General features: G+C 63.1%; 19 protein-coding genes and 1 pseudogene. 17 read left to right on the top strand and 3 right to left on the bottom strand.

The genetic code is table 11. From position 1 onward, the window contains the following. Positions 1-30 precede the first annotated feature (30 nt). The 12 genes from wecB (at position 31) to QP166_RS18580 (ending at position 13,001) form a co-directional block, all read left to right on the top strand. Complete coding sequence (gene wecB, locus QP166_RS18640) at positions 31-1,104, top strand: non-hydrolyzing UDP-N-acetylglucosamine 2-epimerase (RefSeq protein ID WP_333917437.1); 1,074 nt, start codon at positions 31-33, stop codon at positions 1,102-1,104. Then, positions 1,101-3,560, top strand: a complete 2,460-nt coding sequence (locus tag QP166_RS18635; protein WP_333917436.1) for a glycosyltransferase — start codon at positions 1,101-1,103, stop codon at positions 3,558-3,560. The genes wecB and QP166_RS18635 overlap by 4 nt, the downstream gene beginning before the upstream one ends. Further along, the gene (locus QP166_RS18630; RefSeq protein WP_333917435.1) at positions 3,557-4,363 is read left to right on the top strand and encodes a glycosyltransferase; all 807 of its coding nucleotides are present in this window, start codon (positions 3,557-3,559) and stop codon (positions 4,361-4,363) included. Before QP166_RS18635 ends, QP166_RS18630 begins: the two co-directional genes overlap by 4 nt. A gap of 25 nt (positions 4,364-4,388) precedes the next feature. Next, entirely contained in the window at positions 4,389-4,862 is a 474-nt protein-coding gene (locus QP166_RS19095) for an acyltransferase (protein ID WP_443027258.1), read from the top strand. A gap of 4 nt (positions 4,863-4,866) precedes the next feature. Further along, positions 4,867-5,277, top strand: a complete 411-nt coding sequence (locus QP166_RS18615; RefSeq protein ID WP_333917434.1) for a sugar 3,4-ketoisomerase — start codon at positions 4,867-4,869, stop codon at positions 5,275-5,277. Then, a complete protein-coding gene (locus tag QP166_RS18610) occupies positions 5,274-6,383 on the top strand; it encodes a DegT/DnrJ/EryC1/StrS family aminotransferase (RefSeq protein WP_333917433.1) in 1,110 nt (369 codons plus the stop codon). The genes QP166_RS18615 and QP166_RS18610 overlap by 4 nt, the downstream gene beginning before the upstream one ends. Then, positions 6,383-6,979: a GNAT family N-acetyltransferase gene (locus QP166_RS18605; RefSeq protein ID WP_333917432.1), complete on the top strand. Its 597-nt coding sequence runs from the start codon at positions 6,383-6,385 to the stop codon at positions 6,977-6,979. The genes QP166_RS18610 and QP166_RS18605 overlap by 1 nt, the downstream gene beginning before the upstream one ends. 54 nt (positions 6,980-7,033) lie before the next feature. After that, positions 7,034-8,428 (top strand): O-antigen ligase family protein, encoded by a 1,395-nt coding sequence (locus tag QP166_RS18600; RefSeq protein ID WP_333917431.1) that lies wholly within the window; start codon positions 7,034-7,036, stop codon positions 8,426-8,428. Positions 8,429-8,507: 79 nt separating this feature from the next. Next, on the top strand, positions 8,508-9,218 hold the full coding sequence (locus QP166_RS18595) for a polysaccharide biosynthesis/export family protein (protein WP_333917430.1): 711 nt from the start codon (positions 8,508-8,510) through the stop codon (positions 9,216-9,218). A gap of 14 nt (positions 9,219-9,232) precedes the next feature. Continuing rightward, positions 9,233-11,440 carry a GumC family protein gene (locus QP166_RS18590; RefSeq protein WP_333917429.1) on the top strand — a complete coding sequence of 736 codons (2,208 nt, stop codon included), beginning with the start codon at positions 9,233-9,235 and terminating at the stop codon, positions 11,438-11,440. Next, the gene (locus QP166_RS18585; protein WP_333917428.1) at positions 11,440-12,417 is read left to right on the top strand and encodes a hypothetical protein; all 978 of its coding nucleotides are present in this window, start codon (positions 11,440-11,442) and stop codon (positions 12,415-12,417) included. Before QP166_RS18590 ends, QP166_RS18585 begins: the two co-directional genes overlap by 1 nt. A 251-nt stretch (positions 12,418-12,668) precedes the next feature. Next, positions 12,669-13,001 (top strand): hypothetical protein, encoded by a 333-nt coding sequence (locus tag QP166_RS18580; protein WP_333917427.1) that lies wholly within the window; start codon positions 12,669-12,671, stop codon positions 12,999-13,001. 63 nt (positions 13,002-13,064) lie between these two features. Here QP166_RS18580 and QP166_RS18575 read toward each other — a convergent pair whose 3' ends face one another. Then, positions 13,065-16,574 carry an FG-GAP-like repeat-containing protein gene (locus QP166_RS18575; protein ID WP_333917489.1) on the bottom strand — a complete coding sequence of 1,170 codons (3,510 nt, stop codon included), beginning with the start codon at positions 16,572-16,574 and terminating at the stop codon, positions 13,065-13,067. Positions 16,575-17,310: 736 nt separating this feature from the next. Here QP166_RS18575 and QP166_RS18570 point away from each other — a divergent pair. The 3 genes from QP166_RS18570 (at position 17,311) to QP166_RS18560 (ending at position 18,654) form a co-directional block, all read left to right on the top strand. Further along, complete coding sequence (locus QP166_RS18570) at positions 17,311-17,583, top strand: hypothetical protein (RefSeq protein ID WP_333917426.1); 273 nt, start codon at positions 17,311-17,313, stop codon at positions 17,581-17,583. Positions 17,584-17,600: 17 nt separating this feature from the next. Beyond that, positions 17,601-17,840, top strand: a complete 240-nt coding sequence (locus QP166_RS18565) for a hypothetical protein (protein WP_333917425.1) — start codon at positions 17,601-17,603, stop codon at positions 17,838-17,840. Positions 17,841-18,198: 358 nt separating this feature from the next. Beyond that, entirely contained in the window at positions 18,199-18,654 is a 456-nt protein-coding gene (locus tag QP166_RS18560; protein WP_333917424.1) for a hypothetical protein, read from the top strand. A gap of 890 nt (positions 18,655-19,544) precedes the next feature. Here QP166_RS18560 and QP166_RS18555 read toward each other — a convergent pair. After that, positions 19,545-19,820: a hypothetical protein gene (locus QP166_RS18555; protein WP_333917423.1), complete on the bottom strand. Its 276-nt coding sequence runs from the start codon at positions 19,818-19,820 to the stop codon at positions 19,545-19,547. Between the two features lie 566 nt (positions 19,821-20,386). On the opposite strand from QP166_RS18555, the gene QP166_RS18550 reads away from it, so the two are divergent. Together QP166_RS18550 and QP166_RS18545 are read left to right on the top strand one after the other, a co-directional pair. Continuing rightward, positions 20,387-20,581, top strand: coding sequence for a hypothetical protein (locus QP166_RS18550; RefSeq protein ID WP_333917422.1), 195 nt, complete (start codon positions 20,387-20,389; stop codon positions 20,579-20,581). Beyond that, positions 20,568-21,733 (top strand): annotated as a pseudogene (locus QP166_RS18545) (type IV secretion system DNA-binding domain-containing protein); the annotation flags it as partial. The gene QP166_RS18550 and the pseudogene QP166_RS18545, both read left to right, overlap by 14 nt. Here the strand turns inward: QP166_RS18545 and QP166_RS18540 are convergent. Continuing rightward, positions 21,731-22,690: an IS481 family transposase gene (locus QP166_RS18540; protein ID WP_333914047.1), complete on the bottom strand. Its 960-nt coding sequence runs from the start codon at positions 22,688-22,690 to the stop codon at positions 21,731-21,733. The pseudogene QP166_RS18545 and the gene QP166_RS18540 overlap by 3 nt on opposite strands. Between the last annotated feature and the right edge of the window lie 3 nt (positions 22,691-22,693).

Genomic DNA, 22,693 nt, shown 5'->3' with positions numbered 1-22,693 from the left:
ATCTCGCGCGCTTTTGGAGGTAGAACGATCGTGAAGATATTGACGGTGGTCGGCGCGCGCCCACAGTTCATCAAGGTCGCGCCAGTGTCGCTGGCGATCGCCGCCGTTCCTGGAGTCAGCGAGGTGCTGGTGCATACCGGTCAGCATTTCGACGCCAACATGTCCGACGTCTTCTTCGACGAACTGGGTATCGCCGCGCCGCGATACAATCTGGGCATCGGCGGGGGCACGCACGGGCAGAATACGGGTCGGATGATCGAGGGGCTGGAACGCCTGATGATCGAGGAGAAGCCCGATTGGGTGCTGGTCTACGGCGATACCGACTCCACGCTGGCCGGCGCTCTGGCGGCGGTAAAGCTGCATGTTCGGGTCGCGCATGTCGAGGCCGGGCTGCGATCGTACAATATGGTGATGCCGGAGGAGGTGAACCGCCGGGTCACCGACCATGTCAGCACGCTTCTGTTCACCCCCAGCGCGCATGCCAGTACGATCCTGCGCGGCGAAGGGATCGCTGACGATCGCGTCCTGAACGTAGGGGACGTGATGTACGACGCCGCCCGCCTGTTCGGGGGACGGGCGACGCAGCGTTCGGAGCTGCTCGCGCGCTTCGGGGTGACGGCCGGCGATTACGTGCTCGCGACGATCCACCGCCAGGAAAACACCGATGACCCGGTGCGGCTCGCCGCGATCTTCGATGCGCTGGGTCGATCCGGTCGCCCGATCGTGCTGCCACTGCATCCGAGAACCAGAAACAGCCTGGCGCGGGCGGCGATCACGCCGGCGGCCAATATCGTCGTGACCGAGCCGCTCGGCTATCTTGACATGAATGCGCTCGAAAGCGCCGCCGCGCTGATCGCAACGGACTCGGGTGGGGTGCAAAAGGAAGCCTATTTCCACCGCGTGCCGTGCATCACGTTGCGCGACGAAACCGAATGGGTCGAGTTGATCGACCTCGGCTGGAATCGGCTCGCGCGGCCGGGGGCCGACGATCTTGCCGCGATCCTGCAATCGTCCCCGGCACGCGGGCGAGACGACGTGATGCCCTACGGCGATGGTGCGGCGGCCGTCAAAATCGTCGACGCTCTGGTGGAGCGCACAAGGTGACCAAGCCTGAACCGGATCGGGGTGTCGTCTGCCATATGACGTCGGTTCACCGGGTAAACGATATCCGGATATACCATAAGGAATGCGCCACGCTGGCGGCGGCGGGTTACGATGTGACGCTGATCGGGGTCGATGCCGATGCACCGGATCGCGGGGTCGACGTGCGGCGTCTGCCCGATGGGGGCAATCGCCTGCGGCGGATGGTGGGCCGCGGCTATGCGGTCTATCGTCAGGCGTTGATGCGAAAAGCCGACCTGTACCATTTCCACGATCCCGAGCTGCTGCCTTACGGATTGATGCTGAAGCGGCGCACCGGAGCGATCGTGATCTTCGACTCGCACGAATGTTTCCGCGAGGATGTCGTCGCCAAGGACTGGATTCCGCGTGTCCTGCGGCCGCTGGTCGGCGGCACCGTCGGCATGATCGAAGACCTGGTGGTGCGACAGATCGATCAGGTGGTCGCGGCCACCCCGCATATCGCGGAATCCTTCGCCGGCAACGCGCGACGGGTCGTGACGATCAACAACTATCCGCTGGGCAGCGAATTCGCGCACGCCGCCGGATCGACCACCACGCGCGACGCGATCTGCTATGTCGGCGCGATCAGCTTCGTTCGCGGGATCATCCCGTTCCTTGACTCCCTGTCGTTCGTTCCCGCCGACGTCCGGGTCGACGTCGCCGGCCTGTTCGCCAGCGATGCGGTGGAGAAAGCCGTTCGCTCACATGCCAACTGGCACCGCGTCACCTTCCACGGGCATACCGACCGCACGCAGGTCGCGCGCCTCTATGCACGGGCTTTCGCGGGGATCGTCACCTTCCTTCCGGCGCCCAATCATATCCACGCCCAGCCGAACAAGCTGTTCGAGTATATGTCCGCCGGCATTCCCGTGATCTGTTCCCATTTCGCCCTGTGGCGTGAAGCGGTGGAAAAGGGTGGCTGCGGCATCGCCGTCGATCCGGACGACCCACGCGCCATCGGCGCCGCTATCACCCGGCTGCACGACGACCGTGGTCTTGCGGAGCAGATGGGGTCGAGGGGAGGGCGCTGGTACGCGACCAATATAATTGGGAGCATGAGGGGCGACGCCTCGTGGAGAGCTACGATGAGCTTCTTGCCGGCTGAGCAGCGTCTCACGGGAGCCGACGCGGAAACCGCCGCCGCCATTCGGCTCGGCGGCGCCCGTTTCGTCAGTGTCGCGGCCATGCTCGGCCTCTATCTGCTGCTTGGCGGATTGTACGACAACGTGGTGGCGCCGCGCTATGCGTTCGGGGCGTTCCGGATCAGTCCGCGGCCAGACAGTTGGGTAGAACTCGTCACGGTGCTCGCGGCGGGCGTGGTCCTGCCTATCGAGACCAAGCGGATGAGTCAGATCTTCGCCTGGCTGTCGACGGTGTTCATTCTGATCCCCGCAGCCGTTCTGTCCGCGCGTCAGGGTAGCGACCGGGTGGCGATGTTTCTGATGTTCGGCGGCGTCTGGCTGGTGATGTTATTATGCCGGTTACTGGCCGACAGCAACATCCTGTTCGGTCTGGACACCACGCGCGCCACTGCGCGGATCGGCCTGTACAAGATGCTGGCAATGCTTGCGGCTGTGCTGGTCCTCCTGGGGCTTCATGTCGAGGGACGTATGAGCTTCTCGCTTGCGGACGTCTATGAATATCGCTTCGACTTCAATGAATCCCTGTATTTTCCATTGAATTACCTGCTGCCATTCGCCGCCGGGCCGCTTGCCGGATTTACCACCGCGTCGGCGCTTTACAAACGGCGCTTTGACGTGGTTGCGGCGGTGATGGTCATGGGCCTGCTGTTCTTCGGGTTTTCCTCTCACAAGGCGATGTTGTTCTATCCGCCTTTCGTTATCGCCATTTACGCAGCTATTGCTAGTCGCTATGGCCATCTCTATCTCATGGGGATTTTCTTCTTCCTCTCGGTGCTAACATTTCTCTCCGTTGGAACGGCATGGGAAGATTTGCTCGGCTCGTCCTTCGCCAATCGCCTTGTCTTCATTCCTGCCCAGATACACTATTTTTTCTTTCGTGAGTTTGGTGAGATCGGGCCGCAGATCTGGGCGGAAAGCCGGTTCGGGCTGGGGATTTTCCAGTCCGACTTGCCGATCCCGTCGGTCAATTATATCGGTCTGATCATGACCGGCGATGCGCAGATCGGTGCCAATACCGGCTGGATCGCCAACGGCTATATGAACGGCGGATGGTGGGGGATCATGTTGTACGCAACGATCCTGGCGGTGACGTTGCACGCCATCGATCGACTGGGTGATCGCTACGGCTATCCGCTGGTCGGTGCTTCGTTCGTGATTCCGATCTTCAGCATGATCAACTCCATCGACCTTCTTGCCGGCTTCCTTACCGGCGGGCTGCTGCTGCTCTTCGTTTTCGTATTCTGGCTGATCCGACCGGAGCGAACGGCTGCCGCGCCCCCGGAGCGGATTGCATGAGTGCCGCGAACAGCGAGCAACCACCGACCGTCACGGTGGTCATTCCGTGCTACAATCACGCGGCCTATGTCGCGCGCGCGGTCGCGAGCGTGCTGGACCAGGACTATCCCGGCATCGAGCTGGTCGTGATCGACGATGGTTCGCAAGACGGATCGATCGCGGTTCTGGAGGCGCTCGCGCAGGAGCGTCCCTTTCGACTGGTGGTTCAGGCCAATCGGGGGATTTGCCGTACGTTGAACCGCGCCGTTCGCGAGTTCGCCAGCGGGGAATGGATCGCGATCCTGGCGTCGGACGATTTCTGGCGGTCGGACAAGATCCGGCGGCAAATGGAGGCGCTACGCGAAACACCCGGCGCACGCTTCTGCTTCAGCCAGGCACGCGAGTTCCGCGACGAGACGCAAGCAGAGCAGGGGCGCGTGTTTCCGCGCCGTGTCCTTGGCGGGGAAGTGCTCGAGCGGGTCTTCGTACGTCAGCACGTGCCGGCGGGGACGATGCTGTTTGCACGATCCCTGTTCGACGAGTTGGGCGGTTTCGATGAAGCGCTTCGCGAGGAGGATTGGGACTTTGTGATCCGCAGCGCGGCTGCGGGCCCGCTCTGTGCGGTGCCGGAGCCCTTGCTCTATTACCGCGCGCACGCCGGCAACACCATGCGGACGGCGGGCCGACGACGCATCTTCCAGCAGAAGGCGATGATCCTGTCGAAGAACATGCATCTGGTTTCGCCGTGGCGCTGGCTTCTCGCCATCGGCGTCCACTTCGCGCATGACATCGTCCTCGCAGCGCTGCGCCGCCGCGGAGCCTGACCACCTCCCGGCAGGAGACCATGCTGTGACAAAGGCCTATATCCATCCGCTGGCGGACGTTCACGACGATTGCGAGATCGGCGACGACAGCCGCGTCTGGCAGTTCGTGGTCATCCTGCGCGGCGCCCGTATCGGAAGCGGATGCAACATCTGCGCACAGGTGCTGATCGAGAGTGACGTGCACGTCGGCAACCGGGTGACGGTCAAGTCCGGGGTGCAGCTATGGGACGGAATCACGCTGGAGGATGACGTCTTCGTCGGTCCGAACGTCACCTTCACCAACGATCCGCATCCCCGCAGCTGCGTTCGCCCGGACGCGTTCGCGCGCACGCTCGTGCGAAGCGGCGCCTCGGTCGGCGGTGGCGCGGTCATCCTGCCGGGCGTGACGATTGGCGAGCGCGCAATGGTGGGGGCCGGCGCGGTGGTGATCCGCGACGTGCCGGCCGGCGCGACGGTGGTCGGCAATCCGGCGCGCGTGATCCAGCACGACAAGGCTTGACGAAATGTCCGTGACCGATTGCCGCCTGCTCGATCTCCCGCATCTTGCCGACTCCCGTGGCGATCTCAGCTTCGTGGAGGGCGGCCGGCACGTGCCCTTCGATATCCGGCGCGTCTACTATCTTTACGGCATGCCGCAGGGGGCGGAGCGCGGTGCGCACGGTCATAGAGCGCTGGAGCAATTGATCGTCCCGCTCGCCGGCTCGTTCGAGATCGAACTGGATGACGGTCGTGCGCGCCGGACGGTCCGGCTCGACCATCCCGCGCGCGGTCTCTATGTTTGCCCGATGATCTGGCGTGATCTACGCGGCTTTTCGAAGGGAGCGGTGGCGTTGGTGCTTGCCTCGCTGGTCTATGACGAAGCCGACTATTTCCGTGACTACGACTGTTTTCTGGAGGCTGTTGCGAAACGATGAAAGTGCCCTTCCTCGACCTGCGTTCCGCTTATGATGAGATCCGCGGCGAGATCGAGCCGGCGGTGCTCGCGTCGCTGCGATCGGGGCAATTCATCGGAGGACCCGATGTCGCCGGGTTCGAGGCAGCCTTCGCCGATTATTGCAACGTCGGTCATTGCGTCGGGGTCGCGAACGGCCTCGAAGCGCTGCAACTCGCGCTGGTCGCTCTCGGCGTCGGAGAGGGCGACGAGGTGATCGTGCCATCTAACACCTTCATCGCGACCTGGCTGGCCGTCAGCCAATGCGGCGCCGTGTGCGTGCCGGTCGAGCCGGATCCGCGGACCTACAACATGGACCCGGATCGGATTGCCGCGGCGATCACGCCGCGCACGCGCGCGATCGTACCGGTCCATCTTTACGGACAGCCCGCTGAGCTGGACGCGATCCTTGCGGTCGCACGCGCCCACGGACTGCCGGTCATCGAAGATGCCGCGCAGGCGCAGGGCGCGCGCTATCGTGGACGCCGGATCGGCGGGCACGGCACCTTGTGTACCTGGAGTTTCTATCCAGGCAAAAACCTGGGTGCGCTGGGCGACGCCGGGGCGATCACCACCGATGACGCGGCGCTGGCCGAGCGGTTGCGGTCCTTGCGCAACTATGGCGCGCCCGTGCGCTATCAACATGATGAGCGCGGCTTCAATAGCCGGCTCGATCCGGTGCAGGCGGTCGCGCTTGCGGTCAAGCTGCGCCATCTCGATCGCTGGAACGAGCGTCGGGCGGCGATCGCGGCCCATTATCTGAGGGCATTTGCCGGGTCGGATCTGATCCTGCCGCATGTTCCCGATCATCTGGCGCCGGTATGGCACCTCTTCTGCGTCCAGCACGACCGTCGCGACGAGTTGCGCGAGCGGTTGCGCGCGGCCGGTGTGGAAACCCTGATCCATTACCCGGTGCCGCCGCATCTGCAGAACGCCTATGCCGACTTCGGCGCCGGGATCGGCAGCTTTCCCGAGGCCGAGACGATCGCGCAGCGGATACTGAGCCTGCCGATCGATCCGATGATGGACGATGCACAGCGTGATCATGTCGTCGCGGCGGTGCTCGAGGCGCTAGACGCGCTGCGCTGATGGCGGCCACTCGTACCTTGCGTCCGGCGAGCGAGGCCGATCTCGGCACCATCGCCGCGATCCATCGCGCGGCCTATTCCCGGCGTCACTTCACCTCGCGCCTCACTCCGGCGACGTTGATCGATTATTACCGGCTCTTCCTGTCGGGCGGACCGACGACGCTGCTGCTGATCGAACGCGCTCCCGACGGCGGCCACGAGGAGGTTCTTGGTTTTGCCGTCTGCGGAAGCGAGATCGCGGCGCGGATCGCATTGTTCAAGCGAACGCATATCGGCTCGATCCTGCGCGCCTCGGCGGCTAATCCGGTCGCCGCCGGGAGCAAGGGCATCAAGCGTCTGGTGACACGCGCGCTTCACGGCCCGGCCGGTCCGGCAGCCGACTACCTCTTGCTGTCGATCGCCGTGGCGCGCCCGGGGACCGGTGCCGGCGGAATGTTGCTCGATGCCGTGCTCGACCATGCCGCGTCCGACGGCGCCGGCCGCATCGGCCTCTACGTCAACGTCGACAATCTCGCGGCGATCAATGCTTATACAAGCCGTCGCTTTACGTTGCGCGAGCTTTACGGTCAGCAATATTACATGGAGCGCGCCGTCTGAGCGCGCCGCGCTCGCGGCCTGACCGATCGTCCAACGCCAAATCATCGGAGCATCATGTCTGCATCGACCCGAAAGGCTGTGGCGAACAGCCGGTGGAGCCTTCCCTTCATCCTCCTGTGCTTGCTGCTGGCCGTGCTCTGCCTGGCGGGTGGGGCGTCGCGCGGTGAGGTGAGCGGTCAGCTCGTGACGCGGGCGGCAACCTGGGCCTTGCTGGTCGGAGCGGCGCTGTTCGCGGATCGCCCGCGCGTCGATGGAACGCGACCCGTCTTGCTGATCCTGGTCGCCGCACAGGCGATCGTGTTGCTGCAATTGATCCCGCTGCCGCCGGCGTTGTGGCAAGCACTGCCAGGCCGCGCGCTGTTCGCGGAGGCGGCGGTAAGCAGCGGGCAGCCGCAGCCCTGGCGGCCGCTGTCGATCGTGCCGGGCGCCACGATCAATGCCGCCGCGTCGCTGGTGGTCCCATGGGCGGTCTGGGCGTTCGCGAGCGGGTTGCGCGATGCGGAGCGACGTCGATTGCCGGCGCTGCTGCTGGTGCTGGTGACGGTGGCGACGTTCGTCGGACTGCTGCAGCTGTCGGGTGGCGGCTTCGATAATCCGCTCCTCAACGATACACCGGGCCAGATCAGCGGTACCTTCGCCAACCGCAACCATTTCGCCCTCTTCCTCGCGTTCGGCTGCCTCATCGCGCCCGTGTGGGCCTTTCAGGAGGATCATCGCGCCGGGTGGCGCGGCCCCGTTGCGATCGCGTTGGTGCTGCTGCTGGTGTTGACGATCCTGGCGACCGGATCGCGTGCCGGCCTTGCACTGGGCGGCGTGGCGCTGCTGTTCGGGCTGGTGATCGTCCGGCAACGGTTGCGACGGCTGTTGGGTCGTTACCCGCGCTGGGTGTTCCTTGCCCTCATCGGGGGGATGCTGGCGGTGATCGCGATCTTCGTCCTCATCAGCGTCGCTGCCAATCGCGCGGAATCGATCACCCGCGTGTTCGACAATGACGTGGGACAGGATATGCGTCGGCTTGGGTTGCCGGTGGTCCTGTCGATGGTGCGGACATATTTTCCTGCCGGGACCGGCATGGGCAGCTTTGACCCGATGTTCCGGGTGCACGAGCCATTCAGCCTCCTGAAGCTGACCTACTTCAACCATGCGCACAACGATCTCGTGGAGGTCGTGCTGGACGCAGGAGCGGCAGGGCTCGTCCTGCTTGCGGCCGCGCTCTCGTGGTGGCTGTACGCTGGCTGGCGCTGCTGGCGCGGCGACGGTGCGGGCGGCGCAATGCTGCCGCGGCTTGGATGGACGATGATCCTGCTGATGGTCATCGCCAGCGCCTTCGATTATCCGGCGCGAACGCCGATGATGATGGCGGTGCTGGTGATCGCGGGCATGCTCATGGCTTGGCCCGACGTGAAGCCGTCGCGGGGCGGCGGCAGTGGTCGTGGTGAGAAGCCGTGACGCGGCCCTGCTTTACCGGGCGGGGAACAGCATCTATAGGCGCAGCCCTCCTAGATTAAGCCGAAAGCCGCTGACGAATATGCGTACGCTTGGTGCAGTTCTGCTGTGCGCCGCCGCTCTGACGGCTTGCGGAGAGCGACAACCGATCCAGAGTACGTCCAGCCTGACGGTCATCCCCGACCGCTCGCAGCTGCCCGCACCCGACCGCAACGATCTGACCGCACCCGATCGCCCCTCATTGATCGGACCGCTCGATACGATCCAGGTCGACGTGTTCAACGTCCCCGATCTGAGCCGCGAATTGCAGGTGGACGCCAGCGGAAGGATTTCGATGCCGCTGGCCGGTACGATCGACGCCCGGGGCAAGACGGCAGCCGAACTTGCGAGCGCGATCGAGGGTACGCTGCGGGGGCGTTACGTCAGAAATCCCGAGGTGACGGTCAATATCAAGAGCTCGATCAGCCAGGTCGTCACAATCGACGGGCAGGTCGTCGAGCCGGGCCTCTATCCGGTGACAAACCAGATGACGTTGATGCGGGCGGTCGCATCGGCAAAGGGGCTGTCCGAATTCGCACGACAGGATGACGTCGTGATCCTCCGTACTGTCAACGGGCGCAAGATGGCGGGCCTCTACAACATCGACGCCATCCGCCGCGGGGCCTATGACGATCCCGCGATCTACGCCAATGACGTGATCGTCGTCGGAGACTCGCCGCAGCGCCGCCTGTTCCGCGATTTTGTCTCGCTCACCCCGATCATCGCCGCGCCGCTCATCGCGCTTCTCCAGTAAGGCACGTCTAGTAGATGAATCTGCTCACATCACCTTCGCGGGGAATAATCGACACGCAGCAAGCCGTCGGCGGCGCGCGGGGCGACGAGGCGGAATGGAAACCCGTGATCCGTCAGTATCTGCGGATCGCGATGCGGTGGCGCTATGTCATTCTCGGCATCACCGTATCATGTGTACTGCTGGGTCTCATCATGACCTTGTTGACCACGCCGAAATACACGGCCGTGGCGACGGTCGAGATTTCTCGTGAGTCCGACAAGGTTACTGACTTCCAAGGCGTCGAGCGCGAAACCAGCGTGGCCGACCAGGAATTCTATCAGACCCAATACGGACTGCTCCGCTCGCGATCCCTGTCCGAACGGGTCGCGACGCAATTGCGGCTGGTCGACGACCCGAGCTTCTACCGGCTGCTCGGGGCCTCGGACCGGGATCCTGCGCTCGAGCAAGTCAACGGCCGCTACGCCGCGGCGGGACGCGCACAACGGCAGCGCATCGCCGGCGAGTTGCTGCTCAAGCATCTGAACGTGGCGCCGACGCGTCTGTCGCGTCTCGTCGACATTGGGTTCACCAGTGCCGATCCGCAATTTTCCGCCAAGGTGGCGAATGCCTGGGCCGAGAATTTCATCGATACGAACCTGGAACGGAAGATCCAGGCCACCTCGTACGGCCGCAACATGCTTCAGCGGCAATTGGTGCAGTTGAAACAGCGGCTCGATGAATCGCAGCGTCAGCTGGTCGGCTATGCTTCGGCCGAGCGCATCATCAATCTTCCCTCGCAGACCGCGGGCGACGGCAAGACGACCAGCGAGCGTTCGATCGTCGCGGACGATCTCGCGGCGCTGAACGGGGCGTTGTCGCAGGCCACGGCCGAGCGTATCCAGACCGAGGCACGGGTACGGCAAAGCGGGAAGAGCGGGGCGTCCACCGAGGCCCTGCGCAACGTGGCGATCAACAATCTGCGACAGCGCCGTGCCGAACTTGCAGCTGAATATCAGCGCCTGATGGTGCAGTTCGAGCCTGCCTATCCCACGGCACGTGCGATCCAATCGCAGATCAGCCAGCTGGATCAATCGATCGCGCGCGAGGAGGGCCGGGTTTCAAGCTCGCTGCTCGCCGACTATCGTGAAGCCGCCGACCGCGAGAGTGCGCTGCGTCGCAAGGTGGACGAGCTAAAGACCAGCTATCTCGATCTGCGCCGGCGCAGCATCCAGTACAATATTTACCAACAGGAGGTGGATACCAACCGGGCATTGTACGATGGGCTGCTCCAGCGCTTCAAGGAGATCGGGGTCGCCGGCGGGGTAGGCGTCAACAACATCTCCGTCGTCGATGTCGCCGATGTGCCGCAGAAGCCATCGAGCCCGCGACTGATGTTGAACCTGTTGGTCGCGCTGCTCGCGGGTATCGGCCTGGGTGGGGTTGCAGCATTCGCCCTGGAGCAGATCGACGAGGCGATCGCCGATCCGGCGGAGGTGGAGCGTCGGCTCGGCCTGCCATTGCTTGGCTCAGTGCCGAAGCTCAAGGACGGCACGCCCAAGGAAGCGCTCCTCGATCGCAAGTCCGATCTGGTGGACGCCTATCTGGCGGTGCAGACCAATCTAGGCTTCACGACAGAGCATGGCGTGCCGCGTTCCTTTGCCGTCACGTCTACGCGCCCGGCCGAGGGCAAGTCCACGACCGCATTGGCGCTGGCGACGACCTTGGCGCGTGCGCAGCGGCGGGTCATTCTCGTCGACGGCGACATGCGATCGCCGTCAGTGCATCATCTTGGCGGGGTCGGACACGAGCATGGGCTCAGCAACTTCCTCTCGGGCGTCGACGACGTGCAGTCGCTTACGTTCGAAATGAGGGATCTGGGCTTCACCGCCATGTCCGCCGGGCCGATCCCGCCGAATGCGGCGGAATTGCTGACCGGCAATCGCCTCGCGGTGCTCGTCGAACGCCTGCTGGAAAGCTATGATCACGTCGTGATCGATTCACCGCCCGTGATGGGTTTGGCGGATGCCCCGTTGATCGCCGCCCGGGTCGAAGGCGTGATCTACGCCGTCGAATCTCACGGCATTCGCTCGACGATGGTGAAAACCGCATTGCGCAGGCTGACCAGCGCCAACATCCGGGTCATCGGTGGCGTGCTCACGAAGTTCGAGGCACGCAAGGCGCATTACGGTTATGGCTATGAATATGGCTATGGCTATGGTCGCGAGCGCGCGGGGGATAGCTGATGTCGCGGCGCGTTGCCTTTTCGCGCCAATCGACTGGTGAGTGGCGGGTTCGCGGACTGATCACGCTTGTTGGCTTGCTGCTCGCCTACGTAAGCCTGTCACAGACGTTGGCCAGCGTGGTGCGACAGGGCAATCCGGAGCGTGCGCTGGCGCTGGCTCCCAATGACGGGCGCTCGGCGGCCGCGCTTGCGCAGAAGCTGTCGGGGCCGGAGGCGAGCGCAAGGCAGCGCGCGCGGGCTTCAGCGCTGGCGCGCAGCGCGTTGCGTGAAGACCCGACTACCGCCGCGGCGGCGTCGACGCTGGGGCTCAACATTCAGTTGACCGGCGATGCCACCCGGGCTCGGCGACTTTTCGCCTACGCCGAGCGCCTGTCGCGGCGGGACTTGCAGACGCAGATCTGGGCCATCGAGGACGCCGTCGCGCGCGGCGACGTAAGTGGTGCCCTTCGCCATTATGACATCGCGCTGCGAACCTCCCGCGATGCGAGTGGGCTGCTCTTCCCGGTCCTCGCCACCGCCATCGCTGAACCTGGCGTGCGTCAGGCTCTCGCCACGACACTGTTGGGGCGACCGGCCTGGGCAGCAAGCCTCATCGATTATCTTGCCGCAACCGGCCCGGAGCCGCGCGCGACCGCCGCGCTGTTCACACAGCTGCGTCGCGGCGGAATAATGATCAACCCGGCGGCGAGTGCCGGCGTGATCAATGCCCTGGTCGCCCGTGGCGCGCTCGACGATGCGTGGCGGTATTACGCCTCGCTGCGTGGCGTCACTGACCGGGGAGGTCGCGCGATCCTGGCTTTGCCGCGAATCTTGACGCGCCGTCGTCATTCGACTGGGTTCCGATCAATGCATCGGGAAGCAGCGCCTCAATCCAACGGACGGAGAACGGGGGCTGGTGGATTTTTCAGCGGCCTCCAGTGTTGGCGGGACGCTGTTGCAGCAGGTGCAACTGCTGCCGCCAGGCAATTACCGGCTTGATGGGCACAGTATTGCCATCGAACAGCCGGCCGGCGCAGCGCCGTTCTTTTCCCTGACCTGCCAGGGGGGCAGCAACTCGGGCGCGTTGAGGTTCCGAATTCGGCGGTGGCAGGCGGTCGCTTTTCCGGCCGTTTCAACGTACCCCCGGGCTGTCCGATCCAGGTGTTGATGCTAGTGGCGCAACCGTCGACGGCGGTCGGCGGGCTTTCCGGTCAGCTCGACCGGGTCAGTCTGACACCGGAGCGTGGATCATGACCGCGCGGGCGCTGGCGGCTACGGCGTTGCTGACGTTCGCCTGTCTCGCGGCAGGAGCCGCCGCTGCACAGAGTGCCGCGGGCCGCGTGTCTTCCTCTTCGGCGGGCAAAGTCGGCGAGCGGCGTGAGCGCGCCGGTGTGAACGGCAGCGTCGCCGCTGCACAGCGGATCGATTTCCGGATCAAGAACCGGGTCGATTCCCGGATCAACACCCGGATCGATCGCGTCAATGGCATGCAGGGAGACGCCATCGTCGCGAAGGTCGCCGCTGATCGGGCGCTGCAACGCGCTACGCAACAGCAATTACCGGCGCCCGGCGACCAAGATTGAGCCGGACGGCACCCGCCGGCCTGCCGGGGCACCCTGCGGCGGCAACCTGTGCGACCGTCGGCATCATTCCCAGCCGGTCATCAGGCCTGTGCGGGCGACGGAGGTCATCGACTGGATCAGATCGGCCAGCCCATCGCCGTTGACATCGGCCATCACCCAATCGGCGGACGCCGGTGCGACGGCGGGCCACGCCGACGCCGCTTCGAAGCCGGTTCCTGTCGCATGGAAAACCGTCGGACCCGCTCCATCGGGTAAGGACCGTACGAGGTCGTCGCGCCCGTCTCCGTCAACATCGCCGATATGCCATCCGCTGGCGCCCGATCCCGCCGGGCTCCATACCCCCTGGTAAACGAAGCCTTTGCCGGTCGAGGTAAAAATTTCGACGCCGACGCCGGCGATCGTTCGCAGAATATCATCCTTGCCGTCGCCGTTGAAGTCACCGACTTCCCACCGTGTGCCGCCGTTCCACGCGTCGGTCCACGAGCCGTCATGGACGAACCCCTTGCCGTTCGACAGGAACATGTCCGCACCGGACTGCCCCGGCATGTAGCGGAAGATGTCGGCGCGCCCGTCGCCGTTGAAGTCGCCCACATACCAGCGGGACCCGCCATCCCAGGCATCGGTCCACGAGGTGTCATGTACGAAATCCTTGCCTGTCGAAAGAAAGACGTCCGCGCCGGAGGAGCTGGGCATGTAGCGGAAGATATCGTCACGGCCGTCGCCGTTGAAGTCGCCCACGTACCAGCGGGATCCGCCGTTCCATGCGTCGGTCCACGATCCCGCGTGTGCGAAGCTGCTGCCGGTCGATTGCAGCATGTATGCGCCCGTCTCACCAGGAACATAGCGAAACAGGTCTGTCTTGCCGTCGCCGTTGAAATCGCCCTTGTACCACGGCTCGCCGCCTGAGGAGGCGATCGCCCACGATGCTGCCGCCTCCCACATCCTGCCGCCGGAGCGGCTCACGACGACGCCACCGTCAGTCGACGTCGCATCGGCTCTTTGGGAAAGGGCATTGACCAACTGATCGCCATACGTCCGCGTCCGCAGCCAGGCATCCAACGAATAGCTTGTCCCGACGTCCAGGCTGTCGTTGGCTGCCGAGACGAGAACGGTGTGCGGCAGGTTGGCCAGCGCAACGCTGTACGTTGATGAACCCCTCATGCTACCGGCCGCCGCGAATGCGATCGTGTTGACCACCGAGTCACCGGAACGCAGCGTGTCCCAGTCGCTCTCGAACGCAAGGTCGCTGGTCGGGTCCAGCACATAGGTGCCTTGCTCCAGTCGCGCCTCGACGAACATGTGGTTTCCGGCAGCGATGGCTCGGCCATCGATGCCGTCGCTCATCAGCAGCCACGCCAGCAGCGCAGCACGGTCGCCAGGCGAGGCATCTGCCGAGGACAGCAGGTCATGCGCAGTGAGGCCGCCAGGAAGGGTGTCGCTGCCCAGTCCCCAGAGACCCGAGACATATTGCAGCTGGCCCAAAACCTTTGCCGATGAACTTGAGACGGCATCGGGCGGAGACGCGACGTCGTTGATATGGCCCAGCAGGTCGCCGTAGCTGATGATCCGGTCACGCCAGTCGCTCGCACTCGCCGCCGAGGAAAGCGCGTCATGTTTCTCCGTGATGCGCAATCGCTCGAGTGAGGCCATGGCAATCAGCGATTGTGTATCGGCGGCGGATGCGGGCCGGTCGGCGATGCGCACGGGCGCTGATGCCGCCCATCCTGACAAATCCAGCGCGTCGGTGAACACCGCGCCATAATCGTAGCTCTTCAGAAAACTGATCGTCTGATACCGGCTACTGTCGGGAAAGACGCCTTCGTCGAGCAGGCTGAGATGCTCATGCATCGCTGCGGCGAGCCGTGCGCGGTACAAGGGAGATTCCTCGGTGCGGCCGACCTGATCGAACTTGATGACCCGCGGAGCCGTTGAAGGGTCGAGTACCTGATCGAACGCTCCCTCCATCGCCAGTCCGAAGCTGGGATCCAAGGTCCACCAGTTGCCGTCGATCAGCACCTCGTTGAACACATGGGATGGGTTCATGACGACCCGGTTCTGATAGCCATCAAGGGTCAGCAACACCGCAAGCGTTGAGGCGAAATCCTCGCAATCGCCGATCGGCGAACGCATAAAAAGACCGAAATTAACATTGGCGGCCGCCGTTCGCCCGAGCACCTCGTTGTCGGTGACTTGGCCGGCGCCGCCATGTTGAATGTTGCTGCCGTAGGCCCAGAGCCCGGACACGAACTGCAGCAGGTAGAGCGCCTCATCGAGCCGGGAAGCCGGCCCGCCGATCGGGGCGACCGGATCGGCCGCCCGATGCATCAGGATGGCGGTGCGCAGATCGGCGAAGCTGGTGACGTCGGCACGCCAGTCAGTGCCGCTGGCGAAGGCGGATACGTTGCTATGAACCTCCTCGATTTGCAGGCGGTGCACGGCGGCAACGGCCTTGCCTGCATCTGTGTCCATCACCATCGATGATCGACCGCCATAAATCTCGGCCGCAGCTGTCTCCACTCCACCCGCCCTGATCTGGACGGTCCAGTCATATTGCCCGGGGTGCGTCGGTACGAAGGTCAGATGATCACTGGTCGACCATGAGGAATAGGTGGCACCCTCCTCACTCGTCACCATCAACCGAGCTTCATAGTGCTGCGGCAGCCCCGTGATATGCACCACCTGCGGCGTCTGAACATAGCCGAGCCGTGGCGCCGCCTCGATTGTCACTCCGTCGAGCTCGGCGCGAGTGCCCAGCACGCCGGGAAGAAGGTTGGCGGGTATCGGTCCGGTGGCATCCACGGTGACCAGGCCAAACCCCGATGAAGTCTTCACCACGGCGATCGCCGGATCGACTATCGCCTTGGCGGGGGTGAACTGCGAGCCGTCCGACAGCATGACGTTGCCCGCGTTGTCGACCAGATCGTCACGGCCGTCGCCGTTCATGTCGACGACCGACCACCCACCAACCGGCGATACTCTCGACCAGACACGGCCTGGCATGAACGAACTGCCGGTGGAGAGCAGGACCTCGGCACCCGCAACGCCCGGCGTGACACGCAGGAGATCGGTCCGCCCGTCACCGTCGAAGTCGCCGAGTGACCAGCCGTGTGTGCCGAAGCCGGCAATGGTCCATTGTCGAGCCGGACCAAAATGGTTTCCCTCCGATAGATAGATGCTGGTGCGGAAGGTATTCGGATCGATCGTCAGCAGATCGTCGCGGCCATCCCCGTCGAAGTCGCCGACCTGCCACGGTCCGATCGCGGCATCATAGGGGAGCCACGAGCCGGCGGCGTTGAACTGCTTGCCATCGGAAAGAAAAACCTCAGCGCTGGAGCCACCGACAATGATGCGGAGGATGTCGTCCTTGCCATCGCCATCGAAATCGCCGATCGTCCAGCCTCCCGGGCCGTTCCACGCGTCCGTCCAGCTGCCGATGCCGGTAAAGGTCATGCCCGAGCCCAGATACATGTCTGCACCCGTCAGCCCCGCGACATAGCGAAAGGCATCAGAGACGCCGTCGCCATTGAAGTCTCCAAAAGACCATTCGCGACCGCCGGCTTTCCAGCTAACCATCTGGAACACGCTCCTTTACTCAACACTGCGCACACCGCGGAGCTAAGCGCCAATTCTACCATCTAGGAAGAATCTTAAGAAGGTGTGAGCCAATCCAAACTGTCAGAAACGATGGGGAATCAAGCAATTTACGTTAGTAGCTGGCGACGCTCTTGTTAAAATCGTCAGAGCAACTCACCGATCGCGGGCGTGATCGGTGGAGCGGACGTGTTTGGCGATCTTCGTTTCGGCAAAGTAGCGAGGCGGTTCGCTTTGTCCTTGTGCCGACCGGTGTCGTCCCGCGGAAACAAGCGCGGCACTGTTGCCGCCAGTTATAAAAGGCACATTCTGCGCCAGATAAGAATGACATTCGTGGTGGCAGCGGGGGCAGCGTGGAGCCTTCCCGCAGCGCAGCGCTCCCCCCTTCGCTGAGGCGGTGACCTCAAGGCTCATGTGCCCCGGACCCACTGCGTTAGCAGCGGGCTCGGTAACGCCAGTCGGATGTCTAAACGTGCCCCAATAGTACTTGCCCTTGATGTGACGTTTCGCCATCTCCTGCTGGCGGTTCGGTCAATCCCGGCCGTGGGGCGTCGTAACCCCGTTATCACGTTGTCTGGTCGAGCTTCTCGGCCGGGTGGCCGACGCACATGTCCAAGGTTCTGCCTAAAAGCGGCGGCGCCTTGTGCAACGTGCAGGGTTACGAACGCCCGGCTTATCGAGCCGGGCACGCCTCCGACTCTCGAGGAGGCAGAACGACGTGGAACATACCGGCATCTTTATTAACGGCGGCGCGGATCCGATGGAAGCGCGGCTGCGAGCAATGATCGACATCCTGCGGATGGAGTTCGGGGCGTCAGTCGACGACATTCTGGAGGCGACCGTGGAGGTGCTGTCACAGATTGATCCTGAGCTGATTGATCCTGCGGAAGTGTCGGATATCGCTACCGCGGCCAGTGAGACCGTGAGCTGGAACGTTGAACAGCGTCAGGTCAGCCGACGCAGGCTCCGAGCCCTCGGGCTCGACGACTGACGACGGAGGCACGACCAATGCTATTGACGTTTGCACGAGACGGAACCACCGTCTTCGAGGTTGAAACCGACGCCGCTCCACAGACGGGCGACAAGGTTGTTTTTCGCATGGCGGTCGATCTGGATGGCCTCGAAAAGGGGGCTTTGGTTTCGGCCATTGTCTCGGCGGATCATCGTCCAAAATATGATTTTGACACATTGGCGCCTCGCGTCTGGTTGGGTCTTACCATCCTGACGCCGAAGCCGATGTTCGAGTAGAAAGCTGGCTGAATGGCACCTCTAGGGCGGAGGAACGCGCCTGTTGAGAGAAGCATTTGATCTCAGCAGCCGGATGTCCCGGCGACCAGCTTCTTCGAGTGAAGAAATACTATGAAGTCGGCAACCGAAAACCTTTTTCCGAAGGGGTTGCCGATCTTCATCCGGCGGCTGGAGGGTCTATGATATCGTCGTGAACTCAGCCGCTGGCTTGCCGTTGATTGAGAGCACCGGGGCATAGGCCCGTCCCATGCCTGACCGGCGTGGGTGATATGACAACGAGCGCTCCGGGTTGCTGGGCGCGCCCGTATACCATCACGACGACACGATGGCAGCTCACCAATCAGCCAAGGAAACAGACATGATCGCGAGGCAGACTGACCATGTTACAGCGGTAGACCGAACACTGGCTGGTTGGGAGGTGGGACCGCTCAGCGGCATGCTGGGGATCGTCCATCTTCCTGTCTCCGCCATCATGCTGATGGGTTCGCTGGCAGTAACCTTTTTCGGCGACAAGACTGCGGCAATGACGCTGCTCGTCGGGTTCGCTTTATGGCTCGCTATCGCGGTTGCCAATTTCTCCCGAAGCATGTGGATCCGCATGCATCCCCTTGCTTCACAGCGGTGGCTGAGCGGGGTGAGAGAAGCAGTCGGTGACGAGGTCTTTAGCGACGCCATCAATCGCCTGAGGACATGCTTCGGGCGCGAGCCGGCTTATGCAATTCGCCGCGCCGATTTAGCGCTTGCGATCAGGGTCGTGCGCGCGATCGCTCGAGACGACCAGCAACGTGCCGGCGGCATCAGTCTGACTGCCTGACGCGTTCGAAGCACGATATAAGAGCTGCCCAGGGTTAGAGCGAAAGCGGGCGCTTTGACTGTATCTGCCCGCGACACGCAGGATCTGGTTTGCGCGGTTCGGACGACCGAACATCGTGCGTGTTCGTGAGTGCTAAAGTGACCATCGAAAGCTCGTCGTGATCAGGCCAAGTGCGCGTCAGATAAAGCGCAAGATTACGGCCAATCGAAGCGAACCCGCCACCCTCATCCATCGCTGCAGCCGGTCCGCCAGCAAGGCCCGTGCGGTGCGATATAGCTGCTTGCCGAAGCATGTGTCGCAAATGCCGACCCGGTGGCTAAGCGAGCCGAGATGCTGCCCGACGCGCATGACTGACGCTGTGGTCGGCGGCAAGGTCGGCTGATCGACGATGCACAGTTTCGCGGTCGATGCGTGCGCATTTGGCAGGAGCAATCGACCGGCGACATCCGGCGCGGCCTTGGCTCAATCCCGATGGCGCTCCCGTGTCGGAGGTTGCGAGCGGCAACGCATTCGCCCTCCTCGCGAGCCTTGAATTGGACGAGGAGTTGTGCGGAACAATCCCGATGTCACAACTTCGGCAACGGCTCATGGATCCACGCATTCGCCGACGGCTCGATGAGGATCCACATATGTCCCAATACGTCGAGGCCGTGACTACCATGGCGGCCCTAAACAGGCCGAGGGAGAATACCATCTCGCATGGACCTAACGGCCCAGCAATACGCGCTTACCGACCCATAGGGACGCCCAGCCTACCGGCTGGTGCGTCCCTATTTTGCCTGCCAATCTCAAGACGGCTACGCCTCTATTCCGTCTGAAAAAGAATGGCCGCATGAGGTAGCAGCCCCATGCGGCCATCGCCGTGACCATGGTCTTGAACCGGCTCAGGCTTACGCCGTGAGCCGCTTCTCGACTTCGTCGACGCCCAGCGTCTTCACCGCCTTCATCAGCCCCTCCAGTCGATCGAGTGGGACCTTGAACAGACCCGCCTTCTCGACTGCTCCGACAGCCGCCTCCCGCACCTTCGCCTGATGCGCCTGACGGCGCTCGGCGAGCTTGCGTTCTTCAGCTGCGATCGCGGCCAGCTCAGCATCCAGTGACTTCGCCGTAGTGTGTCCTTTTCGGTACGGCTTATCGGCTCTGAACGGGATCGATATACCTGTCATTGAGGCGCTCTGAAATCCACTAGAACGACCATGGAGCAATCCGATGATTTTTCATCTGACGATGCCTCTCAGATCCGGCGCGCAGCGCCCTTGGGCATCCGCTTTCCGCCTAGCGGCGGTTCTGATCCCGGCGGAAACCCGGGACGATCCGAGGTCAGTCCAGAAGAGTAGAAGGACCAGAACGATACGGAGGAATCGGGACTACAGTAGAGCACACCCTACGCAAGCTTCGCTTCTCTTTTACCGTGGTTTTTTAGTTAGTTAGCAGCCGCCTATTGAGGGTCACAATGTGTTACGTTTTGTGGCACAACGCGGCACACTCGAAAAACGGCTGAAATCCGCCATTTTCGCGTTACACAACGTGCCACAAAATCGTCGCCTCCATGAACGATCCGCTTGATCGGGGAACGTAGAGCCGATAAATAGAGGCTTCCGTAGAGCTCACCAGCCCCCTGCTAGGGAGCTGGCTCTTGAGTACCAAAACACACTGCACGGTCCGGATCCCTCGCGATCTGAGTGACCAAGTTGATGCGGTCGCAGCGCGTCAGAATCGTACCCCGTCGGACGTGATCCGACTGGCGATCGAGCATTTCGTCGCCGGGGCGAAGCGCGTCGACGACAGCCAGCTCCGCCACATGCGCGTGACCGAATATACGCAGATCGCCCTCGATGCGATCATCCGCGAAAATCACCCAGAGCTGCGTGACCATTTGATCGCCCAAACCGACCTTCGGATGGAGCAGTATCATGGCACGCGATAACCCCAAGAACGTGCGTCGTGACATCCGCAACGATGGCCGCGCCATACCTCAGGAGCATCATTCCGCACGGGGCGAGCTACCGCGTAATTTGGGCAACTTCACGCGCGGTTTGCAGCTCCTAAATACCTAGGTCCTGATGTGGCTTCAGGGGGCAAAACTGCCGATCCTGATGTGGCTCGGCGTATTCGCCCTCTCCTACGTCATCATCCTCTCGATCACCTTGGACGAAAATAACGTCCAGCTGATCTGCATGAGGATCCTGGCGAGCCTGTGGAATTGGGTGGCGCTCGACAACCTGAAGCAGGTCGACCTGCGGATGCCCGACAACACACTGCACCGGACGATCATGGGCTATGTTCCCTACGTTCCGGAGGTCGCCCGCGCGTGGGATAAAGCCGTTCGTGGATTCATCGGTTCGTGCATGATCGCCTCGTGCATCACGGTGCCGCTGGCCATCTGGTACGTCGACTTTTCCAAGCGACGCGGCAGGGCCATGGTGCAGGAGCGGCACGAGCGCGGTGCCATGCTGGTCGACCGGAATGTGCTTTACGCCGAGATCGTCCAGCACAACAAAATCGAGTTCGTGAAGGAGGCTCAGAGCCTCTTCCCCAACAAGACCCCGAGCAGGTCCTGAAGCTGCCCTTCGGGGCGCGGAAGGCAGGTGGAATCCACCACCCTTACACCATCGCCGGCATCCCCTACCCGCATCGCCTTGAGCAGTCGCATTCGCTGCTTTTGGGCACGACCGGCGCCGGTAAAAACGACCGCACTCCGGAAGACCATCGCGCAGATCCGGGAGCGCCGGGACAGCGTCGTCGTCTTCGATCTAACGGGCGCCTACGTAGAGGCATTCTACGACCCGGAACGCGACACCATCCTGAACCCGCTGGATGTCCGCTACCGGCCCGTTCGATCTCCAACGACTGTCGGACCTACAGTGAGTTCACGGTCGCAGCCGCTGCGCTGATCCCGTCCGACGGAGGTTCCTCCGAGCCCATCTGGGCGCTCGCCGCTCGCCCCCTCTTCATCGAAATGTGCATGAAGCTCATCGAGAAGAGAATGATGTCGAACCTGGCGCTGGCCGACAACCTCATGACGGCCGACCTGAAGCAGGTTCCCAAGCGCCTCGCCAAGACGATCGCCGACCCGCTAGGTGTTTAGTCCTGGCATTTGGTGGATCGGGTCGACGATGAACCGGTCTGGCTCTGACGTCCAGATCTTGGCGATGTATTCGTAGGGCGTGAGACCGCTGAGCGTCTTGAGCCGGCGGGCGAAGTTGTAGGCGGCCATGAAGTCGGCGAGGTGCGTGCGCAACTGGTCGTGGCTTTCGTAGTGGAAGCGTTTGACGGTCGCCTCTTTGATGGTGCGGTTCATTCGCTCGACCTGACCGTTGGTCCATGGATGGTTCGGTTTCGTGAGTCGGTGCTCGATGCCATTTGCGTCGCAGATCATGTCGAAGCGCATCTGGCGCGACCAGGCGGTGTTGCGATTACGCGGCTGCTCGGCGAACTGGATGCCATTATCGGTGAGGATCGTGTGAACGCGGTAAGGTACGGCTTTCAGCAGGTGTTCCAGGAACTCCCAGGCTGTCCGCCTGTCAGCCTTCTCAACCAGTTGGGTGACCGCGAACTTGCTGGTGCGGTCGATGCCGACGAAAAGGTACAGTTTGCCTTCGGCGGTCTGCACCTCGGCAATATCGATGTGGAAGAAGCCGATCGGGTAGCGCTTGAAGCGCTGCCGCTTCGGCTTGTCGCCTTCGATGTCCGGCAGGCGGGAGATGCCATGCCGCTGTAGGCATCGGTGCAGCGCTGACCGGGTCAGGTGCGGGATCGACGGCTGCAGAGCGTAGAGGCAGTCGTCGAGCGGCAGCAACGTGTGGCGCCGGAACGCCACAACCATTGCCTCCTCGGCTTCAGTCAGGGTCGTTGAACGAGGGGCCTTCGGCCCGGTCTTCAGGTCCTCGACCGTCGCCCTCTTACGCCACTTCGCGACCGTCTTCGGGTTGATCCCGAGTTCCCGGCTCAGCGTCGCGAGCGAAGCTTGCGATCGCTGTATTGCTGCTCGGACGGCGTGCGTGGTCGTGGCGCACCCATGACGTACCTGTCCCATACG

Source organism: Sphingomonas sp. LR60, from assembly GCF_036855935.1.
GTDB lineage: Bacteria > Pseudomonadota > Alphaproteobacteria > Sphingomonadales > Sphingomonadaceae > Sphingomonas.
Note: the sequence above shows the minus strand (reverse complement) of the source record. Positions and strands in the feature narration are given on the sequence as shown.

What these genes read in the sequence shown, in the direction of transcription:
- QP166_RS18615 (WP_333917434.1), top strand. Translation starts at nt 4,867, where the DNA reads ATGTCCGTGACCGATTGCCGCCTGCTCGATCTCCCGCATCTTGCCGAC.
- QP166_RS18610 (WP_333917433.1), top strand. Translation starts at nt 5,274, where the DNA reads ATGAAAGTGCCCTTCCTCGACCTGCGTTCCGCTTATGATGAGATCCGC.
- QP166_RS18595 (WP_333917430.1), top strand. Translation starts at nt 8,508, where the DNA reads ATGCGTACGCTTGGTGCAGTTCTGCTGTGCGCCGCCGCTCTGACGGCT.
- QP166_RS18565 (WP_333917425.1), top strand. Translation starts at nt 17,601, where the DNA reads ATGCTATTGACGTTTGCACGAGACGGAACCACCGTCTTCGAGGTTGAA.
- QP166_RS18560 (WP_333917424.1), top strand. Translation starts at nt 18,199, where the DNA reads ATGATCGCGAGGCAGACTGACCATGTTACAGCGGTAGACCGAACACTG.
- QP166_RS18555 (WP_333917423.1), bottom strand. Translation starts at nt 19,820, where the DNA reads ATGACAGGTATATCGATCCCGTTCAGAGCCGATAAGCCGTACCGAAAA.
- QP166_RS18575 (WP_333917489.1), bottom strand. Translation starts at nt 16,574, where the DNA reads ATGGTTAGCTGGAAAGCCGGCGGTCGCGAATGGTCTTTTGGAGACTTC.
- QP166_RS18585 (WP_333917428.1), top strand. Translation starts at nt 11,440, where the DNA reads ATGTCGCGGCGCGTTGCCTTTTCGCGCCAATCGACTGGTGAGTGGCGG.
- QP166_RS18605 (WP_333917432.1), top strand. Translation starts at nt 6,383, where the DNA reads ATGGCGGCCACTCGTACCTTGCGTCCGGCGAGCGAGGCCGATCTCGGC.
- QP166_RS18590 (WP_333917429.1), top strand. Translation starts at nt 9,233, where the DNA reads ATGAATCTGCTCACATCACCTTCGCGGGGAATAATCGACACGCAGCAA.
- QP166_RS18630 (WP_333917435.1), top strand. Translation starts at nt 3,557, where the DNA reads ATGAGTGCCGCGAACAGCGAGCAACCACCGACCGTCACGGTGGTCATT.
- QP166_RS18580 (WP_333917427.1), top strand. Translation starts at nt 12,669, where the DNA reads ATGACCGCGCGGGCGCTGGCGGCTACGGCGTTGCTGACGTTCGCCTGT.
- QP166_RS18540 (WP_333914047.1), bottom strand. Translation starts at nt 22,690, where the DNA reads ATGGGACAGGTACGTCATGGGTGCGCCACGACCACGCACGCCGTCCGA.
- QP166_RS18600 (WP_333917431.1), top strand. Translation starts at nt 7,034, where the DNA reads ATGTCTGCATCGACCCGAAAGGCTGTGGCGAACAGCCGGTGGAGCCTT.